General features: G+C 46.0%; 19 protein-coding genes, 2 tRNA genes and 1 pseudogene. 6 read left to right on the top strand and 16 right to left on the bottom strand.

All coding sequences use genetic code 11. The features are described 5' to 3' along the window. The 4 genes and pseudogenes from NYG90_RS05930 to NYG90_RS05915 form a co-directional block, all read left to right on the top strand. Nucleotides 1-120, top strand: a pseudogene (locus NYG90_RS05930) (UMP kinase); the annotation flags it as partial. A 266-nt stretch (nucleotides 121-386) separates the two neighbouring features. Then, a complete protein-coding gene (locus NYG90_RS05925; RefSeq protein WP_285264835.1) occupies nucleotides 387-848 on the top strand; it encodes a hypothetical protein in 462 nt (153 codons plus the stop codon). Beyond that, nucleotides 752-2155, top strand: a complete 1404-nt coding sequence (locus NYG90_RS05920; protein ID WP_285264834.1) for a sulfatase-like hydrolase/transferase — start codon at nucleotides 752-754, stop codon at nucleotides 2153-2155. Before NYG90_RS05925 ends, NYG90_RS05920 begins: the two co-directional genes overlap by 97 nt. Beyond that, a complete protein-coding gene (locus tag NYG90_RS05915; RefSeq protein ID WP_285256710.1) occupies nucleotides 2139-3044 on the top strand; it encodes a PI-PLC domain-containing protein in 906 nt (301 codons plus the stop codon). The genes NYG90_RS05920 and NYG90_RS05915 overlap by 17 nt, the downstream gene beginning before the upstream one ends. A 150-nt stretch (nucleotides 3045-3194) precedes the next feature. On the opposite strand, the gene ftnA is transcribed toward NYG90_RS05915, so the two are convergent. Beyond that, nucleotides 3195-3692, bottom strand: coding sequence for a non-heme ferritin (gene ftnA / locus NYG90_RS05910; RefSeq protein WP_285256711.1), 498 nt, complete (start codon nucleotides 3690-3692; stop codon nucleotides 3195-3197). Nucleotides 3693-3822: 130 nt separating this feature from the next. After that, the gene (locus tag NYG90_RS05905) at nucleotides 3823-5205 is read right to left on the bottom strand and encodes an MATE family efflux transporter (RefSeq protein ID WP_285256712.1); all 1383 of its coding nucleotides are present in this window, start codon (nucleotides 5203-5205) and stop codon (nucleotides 3823-3825) included. A 95-nt stretch (nucleotides 5206-5300) separates the two neighbouring features. Here NYG90_RS05905 and NYG90_RS05900 point away from each other — a divergent pair, with 95 nt between their 5' ends. Continuing rightward, on the top strand, nucleotides 5301-5636 hold the full coding sequence (locus NYG90_RS05900; protein ID WP_285264833.1) for a hypothetical protein: 336 nt from the start codon (nucleotides 5301-5303) through the stop codon (nucleotides 5634-5636). Beyond that, nucleotides 5603-6274 (top strand): hypothetical protein, encoded by a 672-nt coding sequence (locus NYG90_RS05895; RefSeq protein ID WP_285264832.1) that lies wholly within the window; start codon nucleotides 5603-5605, stop codon nucleotides 6272-6274. Before NYG90_RS05900 ends, NYG90_RS05895 begins: the two co-directional genes overlap by 34 nt. 86 nt (nucleotides 6275-6360) lie before the next feature. On the opposite strand, the gene NYG90_RS05890 is transcribed toward NYG90_RS05895, so the two are convergent. The 14 genes from NYG90_RS05890 to rnc form a co-directional block, all read right to left on the bottom strand. Further along, entirely contained in the window at nucleotides 6361-8418 is a 2058-nt protein-coding gene (locus tag NYG90_RS05890) for a DUF262 domain-containing protein (RefSeq protein ID WP_285264831.1), read from the bottom strand. 291 nt (nucleotides 8419-8709) lie between these two features. Continuing rightward, nucleotides 8710-8785: transfer RNA gene (locus tag NYG90_RS05885), tRNA-Ala, on the bottom strand. A 23-nt stretch (nucleotides 8786-8808) separates the two neighbouring features. Next, nucleotides 8809-8883, bottom strand: a tRNA-Val gene (locus NYG90_RS05880). Between the two features lie 73 nt (nucleotides 8884-8956). Continuing rightward, nucleotides 8957-10036 (bottom strand): metallophosphoesterase, encoded by a 1080-nt coding sequence (locus tag NYG90_RS05875; RefSeq protein ID WP_285264830.1) that lies wholly within the window; start codon nucleotides 10034-10036, stop codon nucleotides 8957-8959. Between the two features lie 26 nt (nucleotides 10037-10062). Next, entirely contained in the window at nucleotides 10063-11388 is a 1326-nt protein-coding gene (locus tag NYG90_RS05870) for an ankyrin repeat domain-containing protein (protein WP_285264829.1), read from the bottom strand. 9 nt (nucleotides 11389-11397) lie between these two features. After that, nucleotides 11398-13167 carry an AAA domain-containing protein gene (locus NYG90_RS05865; RefSeq protein WP_285264828.1) on the bottom strand — a complete coding sequence of 590 codons (1770 nt, stop codon included), beginning with the start codon at nucleotides 13165-13167 and terminating at the stop codon, nucleotides 11398-11400. A 9-nt stretch (nucleotides 13168-13176) separates the two neighbouring features. Next, entirely contained in the window at nucleotides 13177-13944 is a 768-nt protein-coding gene (dapB, locus tag NYG90_RS05860; RefSeq protein WP_285256719.1) for a 4-hydroxy-tetrahydrodipicolinate reductase, read from the bottom strand. 25 nt (nucleotides 13945-13969) lie between these two features. After that, nucleotides 13970-14908, bottom strand: a complete 939-nt coding sequence (gene trxB, locus NYG90_RS05855; protein ID WP_285256720.1) for a thioredoxin-disulfide reductase — start codon at nucleotides 14906-14908, stop codon at nucleotides 13970-13972. 58 nt (nucleotides 14909-14966) lie between these two features. Continuing rightward, nucleotides 14967-15284, bottom strand: a complete 318-nt coding sequence (trxA, locus tag NYG90_RS05850) for a thioredoxin (RefSeq protein ID WP_115011464.1) — start codon at nucleotides 15282-15284, stop codon at nucleotides 14967-14969. A 152-nt stretch (nucleotides 15285-15436) separates the two neighbouring features. After that, nucleotides 15437-16678 carry a hypothetical protein gene (locus tag NYG90_RS05845; protein WP_285256721.1) on the bottom strand — a complete coding sequence of 414 codons (1242 nt, stop codon included), beginning with the start codon at nucleotides 16676-16678 and terminating at the stop codon, nucleotides 15437-15439. Nucleotides 16679-16727: 49 nt separating this feature from the next. Next, nucleotides 16728-18242, bottom strand: coding sequence for a YifB family Mg chelatase-like AAA ATPase (locus NYG90_RS05840; protein WP_115011466.1), 1515 nt, complete (start codon nucleotides 18240-18242; stop codon nucleotides 16728-16730). A 20-nt stretch (nucleotides 18243-18262) separates the two neighbouring features. Continuing rightward, entirely contained in the window at nucleotides 18263-18934 is a 672-nt protein-coding gene (locus NYG90_RS05835) for a phosphatase PAP2 family protein (protein ID WP_115011467.1), read from the bottom strand. Further along, nucleotides 18924-20012, bottom strand: a complete 1089-nt coding sequence (gene aroC / locus NYG90_RS05830) for a chorismate synthase (protein WP_285256722.1) — start codon at nucleotides 20010-20012, stop codon at nucleotides 18924-18926. The genes NYG90_RS05835 and aroC overlap by 11 nt, the downstream gene beginning before the upstream one ends. Next, nucleotides 20009-20725 (bottom strand): ribonuclease III, encoded by a 717-nt coding sequence (gene rnc / locus NYG90_RS05825; RefSeq protein ID WP_285256723.1) that lies wholly within the window; start codon nucleotides 20723-20725, stop codon nucleotides 20009-20011. Before rnc ends, aroC begins: the two co-directional genes overlap by 4 nt. Nucleotides 20726-20747 lie beyond the last annotated feature (22 nt).

Here is a 20747-nt window from a genome sequence, read left to right as displayed (position 1 = left end):
ACAGCAATCGCCCTAGCCAAAGATAATCGCCTACCTATCATCGTGTGCAATATGTTTAAAGCAGGAAATCTCCTTGAGATCGTGCGTGATGGCAAGGGTGTGTTCTCTGTGGTGAGATAGGGGGATAGAGAGGGAAACAAATCTGCTTGCAGGATTCTTTAAGAAAACAAGCCCTAAACCCTAGAATCCACTTTTGCACTAGAGTCTGTCCCACGCCCTAAAAAGCCTAAACTAGATCCTATGGAGCTTAATCGGTGTATAAAGTAGATTGTGAGATATAATGCAAATTTTATGATGAGGTGCTTAGATATTGTGATGTAAAGGGCAAAACCAATTAGATTCTTGCGCTATCGCGCTATGTCGTTTGAACAAGGAGAGATGAAAAGATGAAGAGAGTGTTTGGCTTTGGCGTGGTGTTTATGCTCTATGTGCTGGGCTTTTTCTTGCTGCTTGGGAGTGCGTGGCTTAAGCAAAACTTCGAGATTGAGAGCTTTGAGCAGATCCTCTTCCATTTGCGCTTCCCACTCCTTGATACAGATTCTGCGATCGCGTGGTATTTCATCAAGGCTGTTGTGCTACCTAGCGTATCGTTTGCTATGCTTATGAGCTTTGCTCCTAGTTTCGTGCGATTTTTACGCGCACATAAAGAAGCTAGGCTAGGGCTGTGGCTGGGCTTTGGGGCTAGCTTTGTGGGCTTTGTGCTGTTTGTGCTAGTGAGAGAGCCTAGCTTTTTGGCGACTCTAGCAGTGTGGTGCTATCATTTAGCAAGCGCGTGCTGCTGCCTAGTATTGCCGCAAGCTTTGCTATGGTGTATGGGCTTAGGGCATATCGGTTTCTTGGTAGCCTAGGGTTTCGACTATCTTTTGGGGGTGTGGCACAAGGCGTGGTGGCGTGCGCGGTGCTTATAGTAGGGGCAAATGTGATGAACAACAAACTACACATCACAAGCTATATCGCCAAAGGCACACAGGAATACGGAGAGCTATATGAGAGCCACTATGCTATATCTAGTGAGCTAGCGCGCTTAGATTCTAGCCACCCACAAAATCTCATCATAATCCTAGCTGAATCCCTAGAATCCACCTTTAGCAACGGGGGGGGGGGGGAATCTCCTAGTCAAGCACCTTTTGGCGAGGCTATCCCACGCTTAAGCTCCCTAGCCCAAAAGCACATAAACTTTAGCCCCACGCACGCTATCGGCGGGCTAGTGCAAGTCGCTGGCACAGGCTGGACTATGGCTGGCACGATCGCTCATCTATGTGGCATACCTCTTACTATGCCAATAGGCGGCAACTCCTTTAGCAATAAATACTTTTTAGATTCTGCGCTTTGTGTGAGCGATGTGCTAGCCAATCACGGCTACACGCAAGCCTATCTATCGGGGCTAGATTCTAGCTTTGCCGGTATGAAGTATTTCCTCCAATCCCACGCCATATCCGTGCTAGATCTGCCGTATTTCCAGCAGACAGGCGCGATCCCAAGCCCCCTGCCACAAGAGCTGCAAGGATTCTGGGGATTGAAGGATTCTAGGCTTTTTGCCCTAGCTAGAGATATGCTCCCCACGCTTAAAGAGCCTTTTGCTCTCTATGTTTCTACCATTGATACCCACCACCCAGATGGCTTTGTCGATCCGCACGCGTGCGCTAGTGTGAGGAGTGATTATCAAGGGAGCTTTACTTGCACAGATATGCTCATAGCAGAGTTTATTGACTATGCGCAAAGTCTTTATGGAGATTCTGTGAGTATCGTGGTTGTAGGTGATCATTTATCGATGAAGACAGGCTTTTTCCCGCCCAATGTCTCTCGCTATGTTTTTGATCTTTTTATCAATCCCAAATTCACCGCGCCCTACACTCTAGAATCCACCAAATCCCGCACACTTAGCCACTTTGATATAGCACCGCTACTGCTGGATTCTGTGGGGATTAGGACTGAAGCCTTTGGGCTAGGGCGCAATCCTTTGTATAAGCCCACACTCCTAGAATCCACTTTTAGCCAAGAAGAGCTAAACGCCCTTATCGCGCAAAAATCGCGTATGTATGATAGCTTCTGGGACATAGGGCAAAAGTCCTACAATCTAATCAAGCCCAAGCTAGAGCCAAGCCCCATAAACCAAACCCAAAAACCAAGGAGAGACAATGACAAAACGCCGTAGTATTGTAGCTATCATAATAGGGCTAGTGATCTTAGCAGTCGCATTTGCAGGCTATCTTAGCAAGAAGTTTCATCTAAAAGAGCTTAGAGGTGATGTGCCTTATGCGATGTATTTGTATGCCAAGGGTGAGCAATGCCCCTTTAATAGCAGATCCCGCAACTTCACCCCGGTCCAAAACCCTCACTTCATCGCCCACGCAGGCGGAGCGATCATAGAAAATGGCAAGCCCTTAACCTATACAAACTCTAAAGAGGCACTGCTACAAAGCATAGGCTATGGCTTTTCTTTTATCGAGCTTGATTTGATGCTAGATTCTAGTGGGGGGATATTTGCCGCACACGATTATAGGCATTTTGCCGGGATCACGGGTGGGAGCTTAGCCCCAGATACACCACCAAGCAAAGAGCAAATCCAGCAAGCTAGAATCCACAATCACCTAACCCCACTTACCGCAGAGTCTATCACAGAGATTTTCCTAGCATATCCTAGAATCTATCTTGTAACAGATAAGCTAAATGACTTTGATGCCATTGCTTCACAGCTGCCATTTACTGATAGGATTTTGATCGAGGTCTTTTCTCTTAAGGGCTATTATGAAGCCAAAAGGCTAGGCTTGCTCCCTATGCTTTCTACCAGCGACATAGCCCTAGCCAAATCCTTAAAAATCCCTATGGTAGCCACGCACACAAGCACGCTACAAGACTCCGCTAAAGCGCAATTAGCCCAAAGCTACTTAGCCCAAGGCGGGTGTATAATGGCATTTTCTAGCAATGAAAAGTCCTTCATAGAATCTATCTTAGAGGTGAGTGCAAGTATGATTTATACAGATTATTTTGACATCAATACTAAGCAATGCAAGCTAGAAGAAGCAATGTGTAAAACTTACTAAGCGCGTGAAATTTTGGGGTAGGGCAGTTTAGGCGCAGTTTGGGTGTGCCGGGCAAGCGTGGTGGGGCAGTGAGATAATGCGAGATAAGTGCGATGGAGCAAGCAAGATGGGGCAAGCGTGGCTTGCCGCCTGCAAGAGCAAAGCTAGAATCTAGCTTTTGCCTATGAGTGTTTTTATGTATTGATCGACAAGATATAGGCTATTGCCGCTATTGCCGACAAGCTTGATTTTATCGACAATCCCGCGGAAGAGAGCTTCTTCCTCGTGCTGCTCGGCGACATACCATTGCAAGAAGTTAAAGGTAGAAAAATCCTTATGCGATAGCGTGAAATCCACAAGCTCATTGATAGATTTGGTGATACTAAGCTCGTGCTCATAAGTGCGTGTAAAAACATCAAGCAAAGATTCAAAGCTAGATTCTGGCTCTTTGATTTTCTGTAACTTTAGCTTAGAATCTGTCTCATTTAGGTAGGTGATAAGTCTTTTGGCGTGGTCGCTTTCTTGCCCAGCGTGCTCGAACAAAAACGCCCCCGCCCCATCGAAGCGGTGCGTATAGCACCACGAGCTCATACTCAAATACAAATTTGAGGCAAACATTTCTTTAGCGACTTGGTCGTTTAAACGCTCGATGACTTCTTTTGACAGCATTGTGGCTCCTTTTCATTTTTAAGTGGATTCTAGGAATTATAGAGAAAAATCCTTAAAATATTATTATAATCTATCTATTTATGAGAATCTAAGGTCCCCCCACAGACAAAGCGATTGCGCGAGAAAGTGCTTAGGCAAGCTTCTTGCGCTGCCACGCTCCTTTTTTATACGCGAGATAAAACAGCCCCGCACGGATATAAGTCTCTACAAAAATCATCACAAACACCCACCACACAGGCAGCCCAAGCCTGATCCCTAGCCACATCGGCGCGATACGCACGCACCAGATACTAAGCGCATTGATAAGCAAGCTTAGCTTTGTGATCCCAGCCCCCCTTAGCACGCCATCAAGCACAAACACCACCACCAGCGGCACCTGTGAGAATCCAACCGCTAGCAAATACCACGCAGAAATTGTGATGACCACTTCATCGTGGTAAAAAATCGCACTCAAAGGCTTGGCAAACACCGCCATAATCACCCCAAGCCCTCCCATAATCACGCAAGAAATCTGCAAGATAGTTTTATGCAGCTCTATGGCAGTTTGGATTCTATTAGCCCCTAGATTTTGCCCTGTGAGAGCCATAGCCGCGACCATAAAGCCAAATCCGGGCATAAAGGCAAAGGACTCTATACGCGCACCAATTTGACTCCCAGCTACTGCTAAATCCCCAAAGCCCGCGATGAATTTTATCGTCAGCACAAATGAGCTAAGTGTCAGCAGCCGCTCAAGTCCAGCTGGGATCCCTATGCGCAACGCCCTGCGCACATACGCACCCACCATAGCAAACTGCCACTTCACGCAAAAAAACTTCCCCTTTTTCCATACCAAAAGCGCAAAAAGCACAAGCTCCACCGCACTTGTAAGCACGCTAGCAAGCCCCGCCCCTACAATCTCAAGCCCCGCCCCAAAGATTAGTGCGATATTTGCCCCCACGCAAAATGCCGTGCTAAACACGCGCACGATAAACACGCTAATCGTATCGCCAATAGCAGCAAAGGCAGAGGTTATGATGTTTTTAAGCAGCATTGCAGGGATTGTCCAAATCACGATGTATAAAAAGTCCGCGGCAAGTGCGCTGGCTTCTTGGCTTATATCCATCCACGCAAGAAATGGCATAACCCCCGCATACGCAAGCCCCACAATGGGCAGCGCGCACACAAGACAGAGCGTGATAAGTGTGCTAAAGACTCTCTGTGCCGCTAGGCTATCGCGTGCGCCATAGAGCCTAGAGATTTGCGCATTTGTGCCGATATAAAACACCGCATTGATCGCAAAAAAGAGCATTATAAACTGCATACTCACAGATAATGCCACAAGATGCCACTCCCCAAACTTCCCCATAAAAAACACCCCAAGTGTTAAGACAATAATATCAAGCAAGGAGTTTGCCCCAGAAGGCACTGCTATGCGCAGGATCTTGCGTGCTTTTTGTGCGTAGGTGTAGGTCATACTCTGCCTTGATAGCTTGGGGTAGCTTGAATAGAATCTTTGCGTGTAATCATACTTCAAAAGAGCTAATCCCTTAACTTTACGAATCTAAGCTAGCCTTTATAGCTTATCAATTACAATCCAAGCTTTGCTTATATTATTACTAGGGGGTGATTATGGGTCTATCGCAGAGATTGGGAGATAGCTTTAAGCTTGTGCGTAGGTGTGGTATCTTTGTGTATGCGAGCTTCAAGTTAGCCAAAAGGGATAGGAAAAGCTTCTATCAAGCTTGTAGCACGCTCATTACCTACACGCAACGCTACCCTGAAGTGTGCGAGGCATATAGTCGCTGTGTGAAAACGCGTGTCCCGCGTATCGCTAATACAACTAACTTAATCACATATCTTGGGCTTATCCAGCCTGTGCGCTCCCCTAGCTTAGAGATCGTGCGTATAGGTGGGGTGGGTGATGGAGGGTATTGTATGCTGCTTCCCCCCCCCTACACGAGTTAGATTCTGGTAGTCAGCCCATAGCCCTATCACTAGGCGTATCTAGCTACGCACCTTGGGATTTGGAGATGGCAGATAGAGGTTATAAGGTGCTAGAGTTTGATGGCTCCATTGCCACCTCGCCTTATCCCAATCACCCTAATATCCAATTTAGCAAGCTTTTTGTCGGGGTGAGCGATAGTAAGCACACCATAGCTCTATCGCGCGTGTTGGCAGAATCTAGCCTTGATCCTAGCGCGCATAATATCTTGCAATGCGACATAGAAAATGCCGAGTGGGAGATTTTAGACACGATGTGTATAGATGATCTCACGCCTTTTTCGCAGCTTATTTTTGAGTTTCACGGGTGTGATCCAGATGATGAGCAAGGCAGTGCCATTCGCTTGCGCGTGCTACAAAAGCTTCGTGAGTATTTCACGCCTATCCACACGCATTATAACAACATCGCCGGTAGCACTCTTGGGGTGATTGATGATCTTGCCTATCCGTTTTGCCCATCGCTAGAGATAAGCTATTTGCGCAATGATCTTGTGCCAGATGATGCTAGGCTTGTATATGGGCTAGCAAGCCTAGAGATTGATAGCCCTTGCTCTGCTAATAAGCCTGATATACCGGTGATTTTCCCACCGCTTTCCCACTAGAATCCGCCTGCTAGATTCTATGTGCTAGGCTTGCTCCTAGAATCTGCCCCCCCAATATAGAAATATAGAAATATAGAATCCAGATTCTACTCGATGACAAACGCGCTAGGATCTAGCTTGCAGCCTTGCACAAGGTCTTTAAGATTGCTTCCTACGGATTTTAAAGCAGCATTGCTTACAAAGTAAAATCCAGCCTTTTCAAAAGGCACGACAAGCGTGCCATCTCTCCTCCTTGCACCAGCCTGTGCGCTATCCCGGTAGATATAGCGTGGGAGATACTCACTTGTATAGGTCTCAAAGGCTTCTCTGGCATTTTCTAGCAAGTAGTCTATGACAGCTTTAGCTAGGTAGCTGCCATTTCTCGCGTAGTGCTTCTCTCCATTGGGGAGACTTATGCGCGAGAGCTTGACAAAGGTCAAATCACTATCAAGGCTTTTTCTAAGCTCTCTTATGCGGTAGTCTTTGGGCAAGTCTTTAAATATCTCTATCTCACAAAAACTCTCCGCCAAATGCTGCGCCCTAGAAAGCACTTCGCTTATCCCCCAAGAGTCTGTGTTGTTGATAAAATAGTCGTTTAAGTGCAAGGAGCTATGGCTATCTAGTAGCTGGATTTTTTCATCATAGGATTTATTGCTAAGCTTTTGGTTTTGTCCTGTTAGGGTGAGATTTCCAAAGGTGTTTAGGTATTTATCTTCAAACTCGACATACTCTTCTCCCACCATATCGCGCCACTCTTGCGTGGGGCTTTGCGGGTAGAAATGCTCCACTTCTAGCTCCTCTTCTCTTGGGGGCTCGGCATTACTTAGCTTTTCTATCTCTAGTAGGATAAATTTGCATACACTTTTTAGGGAATACGCATTGCGCGTGGCAAACGCATCTTTTATGCGATCATCATTTGGGAAAATCCCCCTGCCAAATTGCTTGCCTAAAAATTGCTTGAGATTAGTAGCACAGACCTCTCCTAGACTATTGTATAGGGTATAAAGGATCCTATTAAGTGCCATAGTCGGCTCTTTGCACACACTTCTGCGCACATAGTAGCTCACTAGAATCTGCAAGATTTCATAGAAATCATCATAGCCTAGCCTGCCTTCTTCAAAGTCCCTAGCACAGCGCAGGACAAAGGGCTTTGCCACGCCGAATTTGATCTGCACTAAGATGCCAATAGCCTTGCGCAAATGCGCTAAGTCTTGCGATGAGACATCACTCCGTTCTAGCCCATTATGATGCCCTTCTAAAAAGACTTGATAGATCCTGCCATACCCGCGCATATCAGCCATAAGGGCTTCTATATCATTGGGGAAATGCTCTCTGTGGTGGGATTTTAGCAAGTAGTATATCTCGCGCTCCTCTTCTTTTAACCTATCTTCATAATAGATCCTTAGATAAGTGATGATAAACTCATTTAGATCTTTTACACCAAGCCACTCTTCTAAAGGGATCCAATATGTCTCATACAGCCAATCCTGCCTAGTAGAATCCTCTCCCATCATTAGGTAGTTGCGTATAAGATCTAGTCCTGTTAGCTGCACGCCTGTCGCATTGATACTCTCAAAGACTACTTGCGGATCATCATCGCCTAGCTCTAAGCCTATACCGACAATCTTTAGCCGTAGAAATGCCCTATAAATCTCCTCTATGGCATAGCCTTTTTGCAGATAGCTATCAAGCTCTTTTAGGAAAAATTGATAGTTCTCCTTAATCTTTGAGCTACCTTGTATATCTCTTAATCTATTTGACATCACAAGATCAAAGGCTTCTCTATCGCTTTTTATGGGCTTTAGGCGGAGCTTTTGCCCTCTTGTGAGACTTAGTAGCTTGGCTATTTCTTCTTTGATCTCATCGCTTGCCTTTGTCTCTATGGCTTTAAGCAAAAGCATCATTGTAGTGATCCTTTGCTGCCCATCGATTATGACAAATTCTTGTAGCTGCATTAGGCTATTTTCTTGATCTTTTAGGTGGATCACATAGGTGATAGATCCCATAAAGTGCGTTTTTTTGTTTCTAGAAATGCTAATAATATCTTCTAGCAATTTTGTGCAATTGTGCTTTTTCCAAGTGTAGTTGCGCTGATATGTCGGGATAGAAAACATCGTGCTTCCCATAGAGAAAAAGTCATTGATCGTGGATTGACTAGCTTTCATCACTTGCTCCTTTATAGATAAGCAAGCATTAAATCAAAAAAAAAAAAAACAGCTTAAAATTCGTGGGTTTGTGTTGCTTTCTTTAGAATCCAAAAGTGGATTCTAGGCTATGGATCGCCACGCGGATAAATCCGCTTGCGATGACAGAGATGTGGCTTTATCTGCTTGGCGATGATAGTGGGTAGGTGTAGCACAAAGCTTGTGATGAGAAAGAGTGAGTTGCTTGCTCGTGTAGATTAAGCTAGACATATCAGCGGTCGATGGATTTGTAAAAAGAGAAAGATAAGAAAATGGTGGAGTGTAGGGGGATCGAACCCCTGACCTCGACGCTGCCAGCGTCGCGCTCTCCCAGCTGAGCTAACACCCCTTGTGTGAGTAAAGATGGTGAAGTGGTGATCACGATTGGACTTGAACCAACGACCCCTACCATGTCAAGGTAGTGCTCTACCACTGAGCTACGCGATCAAAGCTTGGATTCTAGCGGATAAATACTTAATCTCTTATAAGATAGTGCATAAGCATAGGTGGCTATGGTGGATTAGCCACACTCTAGCGTGATAAATACTATCTCTGGGGGATTAAACACGCGCGGTAAGCGGTAGTTTAGGCTAAGACCACGCGAGATTACAAGATACTGCCTTTTGCTGGAGTCTAGCTCATAAAGCCCGCCAGCATATTTGGGGAAAAGCCCTTGATTAGGCGCGTAGAGACCATTGAGCAAGTAGGGTATGCGCACTTGTCCGCCGTGCGTGTGTCCGCTTAGGATTAGATTGATAGGGAGTGAGGAAAAAAGCTTGGTAAATTCCGGGCGATGAGAGAGCAAGAGAGAAAAATCCGCCCTAGAATCCGTCTCCCTAGAATCCACTTTTTGCGCATTTATGCTAGGCGTTGGATTTGGCATTGCATTTTGCGCTGTGGGGGTGGGGTCGTGCTGGCAAGCCCTTTTACTAGAATCCACTTTTGTAAAAGTGGATTCTAGGCTAGGACATTGATTAGCAGCAATGGTGCTTGCAACAAGCTCTTGCCACTCTTGCTCCCAGAATCCTCCCTGCCACTTTGCCTTATCCCACACGGCTTTATCTATGTGGCTATTGGGCTTACTATAAGTGCTGTAGTAAGGATCATCAACGCCAAAAATAGCCATATCTAGCCCCTTGATCCTAAGCCTAGTGCAAGGGTGGCTAAAATCTAGCACAGAGATATTGTAGCTTGCAAGCTTTTGCTTAATGGCTGCAATCTCTCCACTCCAAAACTCGTGATTCCCACTGACATAGAATTTGGGGATTGAGGCTAAGGGCTTTGATAGTTTAGTTTCTAGGCTAGAATCCAGCTTGGCAAAAAACTCCCACGCCCCTTGCATATCTTCTTCATCATCGATCATATCACCGCTTAGGGCGATTAGATCGACCTCTCGCTCTTGCAAGGCTTGGATAATGCTATCTTGATAGAATCTCCCAGAGTGCAAATCGCTAAGTAGGGCGATCGTGATTGGCTGCTTTAGCTTAGGGCAGAGATTTGCTTGGAGCTTGATGTGATAGTCTCTGTGCGTGAGTGGCGCATAGAGTGCAAATACCGCAAGCAGCAGGGACAAAAGCCCTGCTAGAATCCATAGCTTCATTCTGTAATGTCCTATTCTTTAATGCCCTACTCTTTAATGCCCTCTAGGGCTTCTAGGAGCTGGGCTTTGATGTCAGGGTCTTTTGCGATGTCTTTGGTGTATTGCACAAGATTTCTGCCTTCCTCATCTACTATGGTGGTATCTGCGCCGTTGCGGATTAGCGTTTTAAGGACTTCGACTTGGCTTGCTTGTATAGCAGAGATAAGAGGCGAGCAGGCAAAGGCACCTTTATGCTGTGAGCAGGAGAGATCGCCATTGATATTTGCGCCTTTTGCAAGGAGTGATTCTATCATTTGTGTGCTGCCGCTTGTGCTTGCACTCTGCAGGGCGTGCGTGAGATTTGCGCCACGATTGATTAGGGTTTCTATGACTTCTTCTGCTTTGCTAGATTCCTGCTCTTTTGCTGGTGATAAAAGCGCGACATCAAGGGCGTTAAGCTCGGTTGGCTCGCCGTTTTCTAGTAATGTCGCGTGGATATTTGCCCCAGAATCCAAAAGTAGCTCTACAAGCTCTTTTTCGTGGTTGCGTGCGGCATAGATTAGAGGGCTTGTCATTTGGGCAGGATCAAGATCTGCTCCTGCTTGGATAAGGAGCTTGGCTATATCGATTAGGTTGTTTTGGCAGGCGAGAGTTAGGGCGGATTCTTTAGGGTCTTTGTCATAAAGCTCATTGATATTTGCGCCTTTATCAAGGAGTGCAGCAATGATCTCTTTGCGAGGGGGGTTGGCTTGGATAGCATAGATGAGTAGCGGTAGGCTTGATTGATCTTTGGGGTCTGGCACGCTATCTAGGGTGATAGATTTTTGCTCTAGGAGCTGCTTTGTAGTGTGGCTAAATCCTAGTGCTATGGCATAGTGCAGGGCTTGTTGATATTGGGCTTTTGCTAGGGCATTAAGCAGTCTGCGCTTTTTGTCAAAGATCTCGCTAATCTCGCTAGAATCTGGGGCAAAAATGGATTCTAGCGCGCTTTTGGGGATTGTTTGTATTGCTGGGTCATCAGCTAAAAGAGCTTGCTGATAGGGTGTGCTAAGCTTGGCAAATATCTGGAGAAACAAGCTGCGCAGGTAGTTTTGATAGTCTGCTTCACCTAGGGCGATTATATCGCGCTTATGGACTACGCCTTGCATATCATCTATGGTGATTTGGATCCAGTTTGGGTTGCTAGCATCAGTGCCTCCAACTATGCTTGTAAGCAAAAAATCACTTTTATAAAGCTTGGCGATTTGCTCGCCATTTGGCGATTGACGCAGGCTTGTGAAAGGACTTTTTCCCACAAAGCTCGCGCCTTGATCGGCATAGGCAAAGAGAGCAAACACACATACAAATATCATATATTTACATATTTTACACATACACTTCTCCTAAATTGTAATAATATCAATAACCCGCGCGGCATTTGTCTGTGACGGTGTGGGGGGCTTGTTTGGCATTGGGAAAGGCTTGGCATTGCGCAAGATTGCGGTGAGAAACTGCTCATTATGCCTTGCCCAATATGCATAATCACACACAAGGATCAAGCGTTGTTTAATGCGGCTAATAGCGACATTAAGCGCGTAAGCGGCGTTTAGATTCCTAGAATCTGTGAGATGATGATGAAGCATAACGGGTGAGAATATCACGCTCTCAAACTCCTGCCCTTGCGAGCCGTGGATCGTCCAAGTGTGTTTATAGGGGATTTGGTATTGTGAGAGTAGCTTGCGCTGATTGACAAAGGGCGTGATGATAGCTGTGGAGCTAGATTGCTGCAAGAGTGTGGGGAAAATCTGCGCGATGACTTGGGCTTCGGCGTGGCTGCTTTTGTCTTGGCTTGGTGAGATAGGGGTTTGTGCTTTGCAGTCGATGAAGTATAGCTCGGTCGGGCTTGGCTTGCCTGATAGATTATTGCGATAAATGTGGTGGTCAAGGATTTTGGCGAGATTATCGCCATAGCGGTGGGTCTTGCGGAGGATATTTAAGCTTGTGCGCGTGAATTGCAGGGGGCTTGTTTGGGATTTGCTAAAAATGCTAGCATTGCTTGAGAAATGCTCTTGTGTGAAAAAATCTTCTATAAACAATGCCGATAGGTTAAAGAGATTTGCCCACGCTTTATCGCCGTGCATACGAGATGTGGGCATTTCGCAAATAGGCATAAGCTGCTTGTGGTCGCCTAGTAGGGTAATGGGTGTATCTTGCGTGCAGAGTGGCAGAGCTTTGATAAGCGGGGTGAAAGCGCACTCATCTAAGAAAAAATGCGCAAACTCTACATCAAGGCTTGGATAACGCTTGATGAAAGCATCCATAGTCATACCAATCACCAAAGATTCTTTTAGGCGTGATTTTATGCCCACAGAGCCAAAGAGACTTTGGGGCTGCTTTTTTTGCAGGATTTGTGGGTCGCATACTTCGGTGTATTGCTCCATAAAGGCGTTGCTAGGGGTGCCAAGCCGCAAAATCATCGCGCGATTGATATTTAGGGAGTCAAACTTTTTGATAAGAGCTTTTAGCACCTGCTCTAATGCGGAGTTTGTCGGGGCTAGCACGCATACGCGCGTGTTGTTATAGACATAGTGCAAAAGTGCTTCAAAAAGCACCACCTGTGTTTTGCCACTACCTGGTGCGCCCCACACATAGCTAAATGGCTTGCTAAGAATGTCGCGCAAGGCATTTGCCTGCTCATCGCTTAGGTATGAGGGCGTGGTGATGGTGCGATAGGCATTTGTGGATTCTGGCTTTAAGCGAGCAAACATAGGGGTTTTCGCTGGGATCGCAAAGGAGTTTTTTTGCTCAAAAAATGTGGCGAGATTTTGTATAAGGAATTTTAAATCGCTAAAGATTTTTAGATGATTTTTATGCTTTTGCACTTCATTAAACAAGCTAGGATCTAGGCATTCTATGGAGAGAATTTGGCTTTTTTCATCATAGAAGCACACGCAAAATCCACGCTCTTCACTAAGTGGCATAGGAGTGCGCGAGCTGATTTGGATCATCAAAGAGTCGGTGTTAAGCACCTTTGCTTTGATACGGAGCTGAATGTATGGATTATCAAAGGCAACTTGCGCAACTTGTAATTCCTCGCAGCCTAGATTATGCTCTTCAAGATAAGCGTAATAGACTTTGCAAGATTGCAATAAGGCGTGTTTGATGGCGTGCATTTGGCTTAGTTATGCAAAAACTTCATCGATCTCATAGAGTTTGGGAGGCTTATTTGCAAGCCAGATAGCGCACGCTAGCGCACCCTTGGCAAATGTCAAGCGATTGGTTGCATTATGTGTAAGCTCGAGATATTCTCCATCTAAATAAAACCCTACGCAATGTCTCCCTGCCACATCGCCACCGCGCAGCGAGATGATACTTAGCTCGCCATCTTTGCGCGCGCCTTGGGAGATTCTATCTGTTACTAGGATCTCCTTTAAGGGGCGATTGCGTCCTTTGGCGCAGGACTCTGCTAGGCTTAGGGCTGTGCCACTTGGGGCATCTTTTTTGTATCGATGATGAATCTCGCTTATCTCAATATCTGCTTGTGTGAGTTTGGCTGCTACTTGCTCGACCACTTGCCTTAGCACCGCTATGCCAAGGGACATATTAGAAGCATAGAGCATAGGGACGCGTTTGGAGCAAGAATCTATAAGCGCGAAGTCTTGCTCATCTAATCCGGTAGTGCCTATCACGCAAGGGACAGGAGAACTGCTAGATTCTAGTGCTTGCAGCAGTGCATTAGTCGCTTCTTTTGAGCTAAAGTCAATGATAACATCACAGCATTGTATAAATGCGTTAAAATCGTTTGTTACAAAGCTACCTTCTGGCAGGCTAAAATCTAGCTCCTTGCGGACAAACACCGCACCGATCTCGATATTTCTATGAGCTTTTGCCTCTTGGATAATCAGTTGCCCCACGCGCCCACTCGCGCCAAAAATCCCTACTTTTATCATTGATATTCCTATCTTACTTCCTATCCTAATGGAGAGAGTCTAAATAAGCAATCGCCTGCAATGCAGCAGCAGCTCCATCTCCAGCAGCACATACTACTTGCTTTGGTGCGTTTATGCGTATATCTCCAGCAGCAAAAAGCCCGGGGACATTTGTCTTCATCGACAAATCCACAATGACAGAGTTATACTCATCACACGCGCACAGCATAGAGCCATCATCTTGTCGCAACACTTGCGTATTCACATCATAGCCCACGAAGATAAAGACCCCCGGCACGGATAGCTCTTGGCGTTGTTTTGTTTGAGAATGCTCGATCACAAGCCCGGTTACACCGCTTTGATCGCCTTTGACCTCTATGGGTGAAAAGGGCGTTAAAAACTCGATTTTATCGTTGCTTTTGGCGTGCTCTAGTGTGATTGGAGCTGCGCGGAATGTATCTCTTCTGTGGATAAGATAGACTTTGCTACACATTTTTGTGAGATAAATAGCTTCTTCTACGGCAGTGTCTCCACCTCCTATGACAGCCACCTCTTTGCCTTTGTAGAAAAATCCATCGCAAGTGGCACAAGTGCTAACACCCTTGCCCCAAAGCTCGCTTTCTCCTGCGATACCTGTGCGTTTTGGGCTACCTCCAGTGGCTAAGATCACAGATTTTGCTTCTGTGGTTTTGCCGCCATCGTGGTGGATAGTGAAATGCGCTCCATTTTTGGTGATTTGATTTACTATAGCCATTTCGTGTTTGAGACCAAAGCGGAAGCACTGCTCCTGCCAAGGCTCCATAAAATCCAAGCCACTTTTAATTTCTTTGATACCGGGGTAGTTTTCTATCTCACTACTTCCTGTGATTTGCCCTCCGGGCATACCTTTTTCAAATAACACGACATCTTTGATGCCACCTCGGGTTGCGTATAATCCAGCAGATAGCCCAGCAGGACCACCACCAATAATTGCTATATTGATCATTGAAAACTCCTAGAATAAGCCCCTTGTTTGCCAAGGGGGAAGAATGTAAAAGGTAAGACTAAAGAAGAGCGTTGATTTTGTCAGCCAAGACAGATTTTGGTGTAGCACCTACAACCTGATCGATAACCTCACCATTTTTCATAAACAAGATTGTAGGAATACTGCGGATACCAAATCGTGCGGCGAGATTTTGCTCTTCATCGGTATTGACTTTGCAGATTGCAGCTTTGCCCTCAAATTCATTTGCAAGCTCTTCAATCACAGGGGCTAGCATACGGCACGGACCGCACCAAGTAGCCCAGAAATCCACAAGTGCTACGCCGCTTTTTGTCTTCTCATCGAAATCAAGTTCTGTAAGTTCAATATATTGTCCCATTTTTTCTCCTTGTATGTGGGTTGGCAAGGATTATACAACAAGTAGTGTAACATTTTGGAAAATGTCTTTGGGATTTTGCATTTCTTAACACATTTGTAATGCATTGTTACGCATATAAGCACTTTGGGCTACCTAGTAGGCTATTTGGTGGGCTATTTTGCTAGGATAAAATTCGCTTCTTTGGTAGTCCAGATTCTATTTTGGTATTGGATTTGTCTATCGCGCATAGATTCGCTAAAGAGTGTTTTAGAATCTTTTGCGATAGTTCTTAGCCCAAATTCTACGCCAAGCGATGTAGCATAGCTCACCCAATCATAACGCAAATTAGTATTGAGCAAAGAGGCATATTCCATAAGATTAGTATCGATCGTGCCAATGGAGCTTGCGACAAAGAGATTTTCACGCGCCTTTGGCGAGGCTAGCTGCAAGATTATGGGGCTAAAGTTGATTTGCGTGGAGAGATAGATTCTAGGGGTGTCTTCGTTGAGTTCAATTTGCGAGAGGATTAGCCCTGTCTTTGGCGCAGAAGTGTTGAGAATAAGTGCTGCACCGGGAAAGTAAGAAGTTTCTTTTTGTAGTGTTTTGTTAAATTGCGAGGCTTCTTGGTTGCTTAAAGATCGCTGGTGGATAATGTTGCCATCAAGCTCTGTAAATAGCGTGGTTAGATAGCTTCCTATCTGGCTATCATCAGCATATTCGATAAGCGGCATATCTTGCATAAGCGGTTGCAGGGCTTGAAACTGCTCCTTATAGCTTATCCCGCCAAAGTAGAGATTTTCAGGCAATTTATCAATAATATCTTGAGAGAGGCGTTCTTTATTGATTGTGGGGATATAGGTGGGATAGATTAGGTTGTCATAGTCGATGAGATTTTGCACGCCTGTGGGTCCAAGCATAGCGATGACAAAGTTTGCATTACTTTGGATAATGCGCAAATAAGTGGATTCTAGGTTAGCCTTGCTTTCATCAATGCTATCAAACACCTGAAAATCAAAGTCGATATTACGCGCGATAAGATAGGCTAGGATCGTATTTGCCACGCTTACAGAATACCGCCCTACCATTTGCTTAGGGATAAGAAGCGCGATCCTAAAATGCTCGCCATTGCTAGGGTCCTGTGGCTCTATACCACTTAGCTGGGCTAGGGCTTGAGAGAAATAGTGCAAGACTTTTTTGTCTGTTGTGTTGGTATTGAATTTGGCTAGAAACGAAAAGATATAGCCATTAGTGTATAGCTTTTTCAAGCAGCCATCGCTGCAGCTATGCTCATCGATGTCAAGGATTTTTTCTTGGGGTGGTGGGATCGGGGATATGATAGAGCTTTTTGCGAATAGATTTTGGCTCATAAGCCCTAGTGCAAGCATAAAAGTCAGTGTCGTTGTGATAAATTTCAATCCTATCCCCTTTATGTGATGTCTAAGTAAAAATCCTAGCATAATTTATCTAAGAGATATATCGGTAGCTTAGGGCTTCTAAAAAGTGCGATTTAGCAATGTCCTTGGCATTGTCCAAATCAGCGATCGTGCGCGAGAGCTTTTTAAGCTTTTGGATCGCGCGGTGCGAGAGGTTGAATCGCTCTCTTGCTTGGAGCAAGATTCTTTGCGTGGCATCATCTAGGATACAGATTTCTTCTACCTCGCGCTCACTTAGCTTGCCATTTAGCCTGCTTTGTCCGCGCTGCTTTTGCGCGCTAAAGGCGTGGAAGACCATTTGCTGCATCGTGGCAGAATCTAGTGAGGGCTTGGGGTCTTGCTCGTTTTCTTGCATTTGCACAAAGAGATCTATGCGATCTAAAAATGGCTCGCTAAGGCGCGATTTGTAGGAGCTAATGTCTTTTGGCGTGCAGCGGCATTCTTTAGAGGGGCTTAGGAGATTGCCGCAGGGGCAGGGATTTTGCGCTCCTACAAATAAAAACGCCGTAGGGTAGCTGATCTTGCTATGCACGCGCGAGACTACAAGCTCGTTGTTTTCAAGTGGCTCGCGCAAGGATTCTAGCACCTCTTTGCCAAAATGCGGTAGCTCATCAAAAAACAATATCCCCTGATGGGCTAGGGCGATCTCGCCGGGCTTGGCTTCATTTTGCGTAGCAGAGCCTAGGATAGAGGATTTTGACGCGCTTTGATGTGGTGAGCGGAAAGGGCGCAGTGGCGTGTAGCTGGGCTTTTGCGCGCTTAGGGCTTGGAGCTTGACGCTCTCTATCATCTCTTCTAAACTCATCGGCGGCAATATATAGCGCAGGCGTTTAGCAATCATACTTTTCCCGCAGCCCGGACTGCCTTCATAGAGGATATTGTGGAATCCACTTGCGGCGATGAGTGCCGCTCTTTTGGCGATCTCCTGCCCCTTTACTTCGATAAAATCTAGCGGGAACTCTCGCTCGTAGTAGTAGTCTGTATCGCCAATATGGATCGTATCAAAGTTTAGTGTAGTTTGTGTCTTAGCAGGGGTGGATTCTGGGGACTCTAGGATTTGCAATGCTTCTTGCAAGCTGCTTGCATAATAAATTTGCAAATGTGGCAAATGGCAGAAAAGCTCTTGCCCAGAAGTAGGCAAAATCACCTTGGCATTTTGGTGGCGCAGGGCGATTTCAAGCAAAAGTGGATAGATATTGTCATTATAAGTGAGTGTGCCATCTAAGGCTAGCTCGCCAAAGGCAAACCACTCTTGTGTATCTATACCCTTTTTATGCAAGGCAATTAGCAAAGCTATGGGCAAATCAAAGTGGCTACCGGATTTTGCTAGATCGGCAGGGGCTAGGTTGATAGCGATTTTTAGCGCGGGGAAGTGGAAGCCTATGTGGTGCAGCGCGCTTTGGATTCTCTGCTTGCTTTCTTGGATTGAGCTATTGGCAAGCCCTGTGATGACAAAGGCAGGCAAAGCACGCACGAAATTTGCCTGCACTTGGACGATCTCTCCGCCGATACCATTTCTTGTCGCACATAGAATCTTATTGACCATATTTATCTCACTTTGTATTACTAGAATCTATATAGCACGCTTGCTTTATAGATCTGCTCATAAGTAATGCCCTGGGCGATAGCTTGTGGAGCGGGGATGGCTGCTGTGCTTACATCTATATGCAGCACGACATTTTTGAGCCGTTTGGCGCATAGATAGCCTAGCCCATAGCCTAGTAGCGCACCTGCGATGACTTGCAACGCCGTGTGCCGCTCGCTTGTTATACGCGATATACCGACAGAAGTAGCAAGCAGTGTAGTAGGCAGCCCAAGCTTCCAGCCATAACGCTTTTGCATAAAGCCTGCTGCGCTAAAGGCTGATGAGGTGTGCCCACTTGGGAAGCCATCAAAGGAGCCGTTATTGGGGCGTTGGCTAATGCCAGCTAGCCTGTCGTTTGCTCGAGATATGCCTACAAAGGTGTATTTGCTTGCAAAGGTGATGGCAAGTGTGCTGCCTGTGCCAAGGGCTAGCTGGGCTACTCCGTGGTAGTCTTGCCTAGCTAGGGCATACGCCCCAGCCATTAGCGGGAGAAACTGAAACACATCGCCCCACGATTCAAAAGCATCGCCGGGCTTTGCGTGTAGGCTTGGCACACAAAGTCCGCAGAGTGCGCACACAAGCACTACGCGCTGGCATAGGCGAGAAAAGTGGATTCTAGGGCAAAATAGCACAGCAAAACTTCTAGGGCGCATTGTAAAAGTCCTTGATAGAATCTATCCTTGTGTGCGTGTGCAGTAGTGCCATATCCGCTAGAATGAGAGCTAGCATACTCTCACACACCACACTTCCGCGCACTGCGATACACGGGTCGTGGCGTCCTTTTAGGCTTAGATTTTTGGGCTGTTTGCTCGTATCGATTGTCTGCTGGGGGAGAAAAATGCTAGGCGTTGGCTTGAAATAGATCTTTATGCGGATCTCTTCACCTGTCCCAATCCCTCCTAAAATCCCCCCACAATGATTGCTAGTAAAGCCACTAGAATCCATATTGTCATTGTTTTGACTCCCTAGTCTTGTGCTAGATTCTATGCCATCGCCTATTTCTAGGGCTTTGACACCATTTAACCCCATCATCATAGCCCCAATCGCCCCACTAAGCTTATAGTAAAGTGGCTGCCCTAGTCCTTTGAGCGCACCATTTGGGCTAAAGGCTCGCACAAGCGCGCAGCCACCAATACTATCGCCATTTTTGCGTGCTTCTAGGATAGCGTGCTTTTGGGCGGATTCTACGGCTTTATCTAGGGCGAAAATCTCGCTTGTTTTTGCATAGGCAAAGTCGATATTCTCGCCCTTGTGTGTCCCTATGTGTAAAATCCCACTCTCACAAGTGATGCCAAGCTCTTGCAAAAGCATTTTGGCAAACGCCCCACTAGCCACGCGCACAGCACTCTCTCTAGCAGAGCTTCTGCCACCACCGCGATAGTCTCTAGCCCCATATTTTTCGTGGTAGGTAAAATCTGCGTGTCCGGGGCGGAATATATCTTTGATCGTTTCATAGTCTTTGGACTTTGTGTTGGTATTTGGGATAAAAAGCGCGATAGGTGCGCCGGTGCTTTTGCCATCAAACACGCCGCTTAAAATTTCTACTTTATCTTCTTCTTTGCGTGGTGTGGCATAAGGCGTTTGCCCGCCTTTGCGCCGCTGCATTTGCGCCGCTAGCAGCGCGGTGTCAATCACTATGCCAGCTGGGAAGCCATCGATCACACAGCCTACGCCTAAGCCGTGAGACTCGCCAAAAGTGCTTATGCGTAATGCTTGCCCAAATGTATTCATAGCTTTGCTCCTTGCTTCTTTGCATTGCGTGGCTTGGGGGAGTCTTGCGTGAGCTTTTCATACGCGATTTTTGCGCAAGCTTGCTCGGCAAGCTTTTTTGAAGTGCCAGAAGCCGTGCCGTATTCGATATTATCAATAAGGATTTGCATTGTGAAACGCTTTTTATGATCGGGTCCTTCTTGGCTTAGGAGCTTATATATAGGCAGCACGCCAAAGCGTTCTTGTGTGATTTCTTGCAAGGTGGTTTTGTAATCAAGGGCTAGATCTTGGATTTTCATATTGGGGTAGTGCTTGGTAAGGATATGATAGACAATTTTGCGCGCGCAATCAATCCCTGCTTCTTTATAGATAGCTCCAATGATCGCTTCAAAGGCATTGGAGAGCAGAGAGTCCTTATCTCTGCCGTGGTTTTGCTCCTCACTGCTTGAGAGCCGCAATAAAGAGCCGATACCATAATCGCGCGCAAAAATGGCGAAGCTTTTTTCATTCACAAGGCTTGAGCGCATTTTGGAGAGCTTGCCTTCGTTGTATTTAGGGAAGCGATCAAAGAGATATTCCCCCACAAGCAAGTCTAAAACCGCATCGCCTAGGAACTCTAAACGCTCATTATTGCTGGATTTTATGAAGCTTTTGTGTGTGAGTGCTTCAAGCAGCAAGGACTCATTTTTAAAGCTATATCCTAAAAGCTGCTGCAAGCGTTTAAGAGAAGTCATCATCACCCTTTACTAGAATCCA

The sequence above is a fragment of the Helicobacter zhangjianzhongii genome (assembly GCF_030249855.1).
GTDB lineage: Bacteria > Campylobacterota > Campylobacteria > Campylobacterales > Helicobacteraceae > Helicobacter_B > Helicobacter_B zhangjianzhongii.
This window is presented reverse-complemented; position numbering and strand designations above follow the sequence as displayed.